7 protein-coding genes are annotated in these 6,349 nt (G+C 46.1%); 5 read left to right on the top strand and 2 right to left on the bottom strand.

Features of this window, described 5'->3' with window-relative positions:
* Positions 1-113, bottom strand: a 113-nt coding sequence (locus IQ260_RS25750; protein ID WP_193995938.1) for a helix-turn-helix domain-containing protein, incomplete at its 3' end; no start/stop codon positions are given.
* A gap of 70 nt (positions 114-183) precedes the next feature.
* Between IQ260_RS25750 and IQ260_RS25745 the strand changes: the two genes are divergently transcribed.
* The 5 genes from IQ260_RS25745 to IQ260_RS25725 all read left to right on the top strand — a co-directional run bounded on the left by IQ260_RS25745 (position 184) and on the right by IQ260_RS25725 (position 3,224).
* The gene (locus tag IQ260_RS25745) at positions 184-636 is read left to right on the top strand and encodes a hypothetical protein (RefSeq protein ID WP_193995936.1); all 453 of its coding nucleotides are present in this window, start codon (positions 184-186) and stop codon (positions 634-636) included.
* 147 nt (positions 637-783) lie between these two features.
* On the top strand, positions 784-1,062 hold the full coding sequence (locus tag IQ260_RS25740; RefSeq protein ID WP_193995935.1) for a hypothetical protein: 279 nt from the start codon (positions 784-786) through the stop codon (positions 1,060-1,062).
* A 15-nt stretch (positions 1,063-1,077) separates the two neighbouring features.
* Positions 1,078-1,482, top strand: a complete 405-nt coding sequence (locus tag IQ260_RS25735; protein ID WP_193995934.1) for a type II toxin-antitoxin system VapC family toxin — start codon at positions 1,078-1,080, stop codon at positions 1,480-1,482.
* A 74-nt stretch (positions 1,483-1,556) separates the two neighbouring features.
* A complete protein-coding gene (locus tag IQ260_RS25730) occupies positions 1,557-1,910 on the top strand; it encodes a VOC family protein (RefSeq protein WP_228016436.1) in 354 nt (117 codons plus the stop codon).
* A gap of 174 nt (positions 1,911-2,084) precedes the next feature.
* Positions 2,085-3,224, top strand: coding sequence for a phosphotransferase (locus IQ260_RS25725; RefSeq protein WP_193995933.1), 1,140 nt, complete (start codon positions 2,085-2,087; stop codon positions 3,222-3,224).
* 118 nt (positions 3,225-3,342) lie between these two features.
* On the opposite strand, the gene IQ260_RS25720 is transcribed toward IQ260_RS25725, so the two are convergent.
* On the bottom strand, positions 3,343-6,349 hold a 3,007-nt coding region (locus IQ260_RS25720; protein WP_193995932.1), incomplete at its 5' end, for a hypothetical protein.

The raw sequence follows: 6,349 nt of genomic DNA, 5'->3' as shown, positions 1-6,349 counted from the left end.
TGAACCGTACTCAAGCTGACTTGAAAGCGTTCGGCTAATTGGCGTTGGGAGATCGAGCCATCGGCATAAACAGCAATGATGCGCTGACGTAAATCAGTGGAAAGAGGCTTCATCTAAGGGAGATTCCAAGAGTCTGTAGGTAAGCCTCATATTGTATTCTAAACAACTAGGAACCGCTATATATTGATTGGAGTCGTAGCCGTAAGTTCCTTTGTTTTAAGCCTAATCTTTCTCGGTAAAAGTGTATGGTACAGACGAGTGATCGGAATATCTCTTCTTCTGTACGGAGCATATTTAGCAACACTGACAGGTTCTTACACCACAATTATTTTTCCTGAAATAGGCTCTATTGGGAGTGGAGCTGTTGCTGGTGTTGGAGTCGGGTTCTTTACATCACTACTTGTCGGGACTGTAGGTGTTGCCACCGGAGGAATCGGGATTGCAATAGGGGCATTAGGTATGAGTGCAATTGGCGGATTTTTGGGAATGGTTGGCGCAGCTTCTGGAGGATTTGGCATTAAGACCTTGAGCTATCCGTTAGTTTCTCCGTGGTTCTGGGCTCCAATCCTAGCTATAGCTCTCTGGCTAATTATCCACCTACCTTCGCAAGAAGAAGATGTGGAGCCAGAGCAATAATTTCAAATATCTTCAACTTTTTTGATAGTTCAGCTAATTTCATTTTGAAGCGAAGCGATTTGATTTAGACATGTGTAACTCATGCGCCGCTTGACTCTTGAAACACAGGCTATAATTGAGACTATATAGTCTTGACTACCTAATCGTATGAGTCAGCAACTAACCCTGGAGATCAGCGATGAAGTTTACGCAGACCTACAGCACAAGTCTAGTGCCGTAGGTGTCTCTATAACGGAGTGGATTGTTACACTCCTTAGTAGGCAGAGTAGTCTTGTCAGTAATATTTTGCTTTCACCAGAGCTTCAAGCGCAGGCACGGAGCAAGTTTAGGAGTCATGCTGGTGCTGTCAGTCTAGGGTATGCCACAGATACAGATAATGACCAGATTGATGCTGACCTCGTCAAAGCTTACTCAGATGATTACTAGAGGTCAGTTTTAGTAGTGCTTCTAGATACATCAGGCTTACTGTGCTACCTCCACCGGGATGAGCTACAACACGATAAAGCGGTTCAATTAATCCATGATGCTGGCGATAGACTATTGACGCACAGTCATGTCCTAGCCGAGTTAGTGGCCCTTGCCTTAGTTCGTCGTTTTCCTCGACCTCAAGTACTGGCGTTTGTTGTAGATTTAGCCGATAACCCAGACATTGAAACGATATGGGTCGATGAACAATTGCACCGAAAAGCCATGGAACTCTTGGTAGCTCGCGAGGATAAAACTTATTCTTTGTGTGATGCAGTCAGCTTTGTTTTGATGCGCCAACGTGGCATAACTGATGCATTGACCACTGACCGACATTTTGAGCAGGAGGGTTTTATAAGGTTGTTACCCCCACCCAGCTAACACTGCGTTGCAACGGCGGAGCATAAACAGTTAATCAGAATCCAAAGTTACTGCCGCTGTTGAACTCCAACGTTATGCAGCTCTACTTGCAACACGAGAAAAAACCGAAAAAATCTATGAAGTTTAACCATTTTGGCATTCCAACCAAAGAGAACTTTGAAGGAGAAATTGACCTTCCACATTTAAAAATGACGGTGTCGGATCATGAGAACAATGACTACGGTATACAGTGGCAGAGATATTGGGAAGATGCCCCCTATCCAGAATTGGTAAAAACAGTTCCCCACGTAGCATTTGAAGTAGACGATCTAGAATCTGAACTCATCGGTAAAAATGTAATTATCGAGCCAAATTCACCCAGCGAGGGTTTGAAAGTTGCGTTCATTGAAGTAAATGGTGCTCCCATAGAACTTATGCAGTATGTTTAATTAGTTTCTATATTAAGTTCCAATAACGTTGAGCCCGTCGAGGAGATAAACCCCTATCGAAAAAGTCCGCTAACATAAACTTAGGAAACAAATCTCCAACAGCTGTTTCCTGACACATCATTAGGCGAATTACAGCCAACTTATCTGCGCTATAAGCTAGGAACAAATTGCCTGGTGGCTTACCGACTACAGCTAAAAAAACAGTGGTTAACGTTCTATGTTAAAGCCTTGCATCAGAAACATACGACACAAGTAAAAACATGGCAACAACGCCCTGGTCTAGTGGGTTCTCTGGGGTTGGGTCGCCAAGTTCTACCCTCAATGGCTACAAAGCTCTCAGAATTTCCCAATGATTCTAAATTGCCAGGGTTAGCCTATCTCACCCAGTTACAAGATTCTTTGCAAGACTATCGACGCCTTTTTCCCAACAGTTCTCAATCGGGTAAATTGTTACAACTGCGGTATAAACCTGAGCGCCGCTATGTCGCCCAATGGGTTGAGGACGGACAGCCCCAGGCCTTAGTGAAAGCCTATGCTGTAAAAGGGTTTGAAACGGCTAGCAGGAATATTCGCAGTCTTCATTCCTGTGATGGGTTGAAACTAGCTCGACCCTTAGCTCAATTTCAAGAGCATGGCCTCATTAGCTATGAGTGGTTACCGGGGAAGGACCTGGCATTACTGTTGACTGAGTCCGATAATAATCGTTCTGAGCTAGAGGCCGTGGGCAATGCCTTGGCAAAGTTACATCAGCAGACCCTACCTACGCAAGACAACGATCCTAATTTAGTTAAAATTCGAGCAGTGTTGGACCTAGTTGATTGGTTAGGCTTTGTGTGGCCAGATGTAGAAGATTTAGTTCGTCAAATTGGTGACCGTCTGGTTCAGCACTTACACCAAATGCCTCGGCTATATCAAGCTATTCATGGTGATTTTTATGCCGATCAGGTAGTGGTGATGAGCGATGCGATCGCAATTCTCGACCTGGATCGGGCTACCCAGGGAGACACTATGGTTGATTTGGGTAACTTTCAAGCTCATCTAGAGTGTCAGTGTCTTCAAGGATCGCTATCCTATGCTCAGATAGAACACATTCAATCACATCTACTCACGGGCTATCACACGGCCTCTGAGTCTAATGTTGGACTTAATTCTGATACTCGACTGTCTCTGTACACAGCCCTAGGACTTTTCTTTTTATCTCCTGCGCCCTTTCGCTATCGTGACCCGTGCTGGCCAGAGGTAACGGTGCAACTTTTAGAACGCGTGCTTCAGCTTTTAGAACAGATACCTGCCCACGCCTTTCGGCTAGCATAGTCAATCCCATTGAAACAGCAGCCCAAAGGATAGACTTCGATTGGGGCTTGAGTATAGGTGTGCCCGGCTCGGTTGACACAGGAAAAAGCGACTGACTTTTTCCTGCTTTTTCCTGTTGCTACGCTTGCTTCAATTTAATCAAAGCTTTAGAATCTTCTTTTATCACTATGAGACCGAATATCAGGTTCAAGAGCATAGCGCCACCGTTGGCAATTGCCGGTACGCCGAAAGCTACACGAGGGTCTTTGCTCAGTAGTGCTAAAGAAGCCATGTTTGGAACCCACGAGACTATACCTGATATTCTATCAGAGACTTTGATGGCTGTATTATCTTCATCTACAGTAGCCAAATAAGCGCTAGCTAACACCATGTCAATCGCACTAGCTACAGCCCAAACCTTGACACTGTTTTTATTTAGGCGTCTCAAGAGCCGAGCTCCTTTAAGTTTAGACTCACCCACAATCAGAGTGATAATATTTGCTGCTAATAATCCTCCCCTATAGCCCCACAAGAGTGTTTCCCTAGAGACTTCTAGGTCATCTTTTTTGAAGGTTAACGAACGTTCAAAGGGAACGCTGAACCCCCAGCTGACGCCACTAAGCACGAGGCTAATAATCTCTAATTTCTTAGTTGCTGGATCTATCTTCCCTTCAGTGTGTATAGTAACAGCAGCACTAAGATCTAAAATCCCATTGAGGACGTGACCAATAGTATCTGCCACAACGGTAATCGTTGTAAATGCAATTCCCCTGCGTAATTCTGTTTTCTCGTTGTCATTATTATCATTATTGCTAGTCTGCAACTGTTGATTTTCATCAGATGGCGTTTCTGTATCTGTTAAAGCTACTAGCCTTGTTTGTGCTTGGGGCGAAGCATTAAGCGGCAAGGCTCCTGTAAACGGTTTTTCGTTTGTAACTATCTTAGATATGACCGTGACCGGAATCGCGAGTAGCAAAGTAGACAGATTCAATACCGTTAGCTTACCTGCACCGAGCAGCTTGAACAGGTCGGAAATAAAGGGGATTTTTATTTCGGCGTTCAGCAAATTTTTAAGCTGTTGGATGGCTTCTCCAAGCACATCTAATAGCCCCAGAGCTATGTTCTCTACTGCTGACAATGACTGAATGATGGCATCTCTGAGTGCTTCTATAATCTCAATGACTGCAAGCTGCGGTTGTCGAGGATTTTTAATCAGTTTCTGGATGCTTTTGATCAGGCCCTCAGATACTCTTAGTCCAGCACCTATGGCATTTTCCATTGCTTCAAGGAAATTAGAAAAGAAGCTTTCTAGGGCAGAGTCCTCACTTGGATTCGTCCCTAGATTTGGTGCTGGCTTAGCACCTTTTTGTTTTGACCCACCCAGTAGCTTTGAGAGAAACCATTCAAACGCTTCGGGCATCTTAAACTTAGACTCTTTTACCTCTGAAGGATCACCGCCCAATGACTCAGTCAGGTTATTCATACCGTTCTCAACCGTTCCTTGCAGGTGATCCACAAAGTCTGAGACGATAGGTTTGGCATCTTTTGCTGCCTGGGTTGCAAAATCAAAGCCTGAGTTTACGGCACGGACTAAATACCGTTGGGTTTCTAAAATATCCCCCCAGTCGAACAAAAATTGTAGAAACTCGATGAATTTTTTGATGGATTCCACCACTGTTTCTACCACCCCTTCCACAAAGTCAGCTACCTTTTCAACGGTGTCCACCACAAAGTCAATGATGCCTTCAGCGGTTTTGACAATCACATGCACAATGTCTTTAACCTTGCCAATGACAACCGATGTGGCTTTTTTGATTGCCTTTTTAAATTTTCTGCCAAGGCGGCGGCCAAACTTTTTGGCCGAGAAGACCCTGGCAGTGCCCAGAGTGACCGGACCGCTGACCTCTGGACTACCCTCTTCTTCAGCAGGTGTGGCTTGAGTAAGCAGTTTCTGCCATTCGTCTGAGCTGACCGGTCTTTCTTTGATAGGAGGTTTCACAATCACTGATCGTCTACCGTCATCTGGTCGCGTTGGTTTGTTGCCCCCAACCGAGCCCAGGGTAAGCTCCCAAGGATTGTCGATAGTCGCGCCAGAGACGGCCCGGTTGGCTGACTGAACGCGGTTTGTGGGAGCATCGTCACCATAGTTCACGGTGGCCATCACCCGTTTGATAGTGTTTTGGGCGCTGGCGACTTCTTCTTGAGTATGGGCGTTGCGATCCACAATTAAGTTGCCTTTGGCATCCTTGGCATCCCACAGTGCGCCCTCTTCTAGCTCAGCGATTTGCTTATGGGCCTCTCGGTTGGGGAAAATCACTACCCGTTCATTGGGTGCCATTTCGCTGGTGCGAATCTTTAGCCCAGGGGTGTCGAGGCCATCGGCCTCAGACGTGATCATAATCAGATTCAGCTCATTGGGGCTGAGGGTAACCGAGCGCTCTTCATCGATGTCGTAGGTGGTGCCTGCAACTTCGATTTGGGTCAGATCGGTGGCAGAAACTGCGATCGCGCCAGCATCGGGCTTAAACCGCAAAATGGTGCGATAGGACGAAAACTCTTCCAGGTTGTCCCCCACCATGCGATAGTCCTGGCTCAGTTTGGTGGTGTAAGAGCTAAACACATCCTCAGGCTCGATAGTTCTGAAGATTTTGACAGAAGAAAGGGCATCGTTGCCGATCTGACTCTCTCGAAGGTCTGGCACATTTTTGACGATATCCTCAATCTCTTCTTCTCGTTTGCCTTCCGCAACCTGGTAGTTGAAATGCTTAAATAAGGTCACCCCCGTATCAGGGCCTAAGCGAATGGACGAGGCTAGATCATTTAGACCTTGAAAGTCTCCAAAGCGTTCATGTTCACCGGCAACGTCCTTAGCACTATCAGACAAAATCCAGGTTTTGCCGTGGTATGCAACCTGCTCATACAGGGCCACTTCTCCCGGTGCCAGTTCGCCCACCTGGCCTTCATTGTCAGCAAATTTGACCGCACGCACAAAAATGGCACGCCTGTCTTTTTGTCGAGTCCAGCCAAAAGTGTTGCCTTCAACAAGTTCTAACCATTCGTTCTTAGCCTGGTTGATCAGCGAAAACTCACGACCGTCTGAATCATCCACAAACAGACAAGCCGGGGGCTCCACCGCAGATTGGGCG

Source organism: Leptolyngbya cf. ectocarpi LEGE 11479 (assembly GCF_015207065.1).
In the GTDB taxonomy this organism is placed as follows: domain Bacteria; phylum Cyanobacteriota; class Cyanobacteriia; order Phormidesmidales; family Phormidesmidaceae; genus Leptothoe; species Leptothoe ectocarpi.
Note: the sequence above shows the minus strand (reverse complement) of the source record. Positions and strands in the feature narration are given on the sequence as shown.

Excerpts from the sequence above, each read along its gene's own strand:
- IQ260_RS25740 (WP_193995935.1), top strand. The coding sequence starts at position 784 with ATGAGTCAGCAACTAACCCTGGAGATCAGCGATGAAGTTTACGCAGAC.
- IQ260_RS25730 (WP_228016436.1), top strand. The coding sequence starts at position 1,557 with ATGCAGCTCTACTTGCAACACGAGAAAAAACCGAAAAAATCTATGAAG.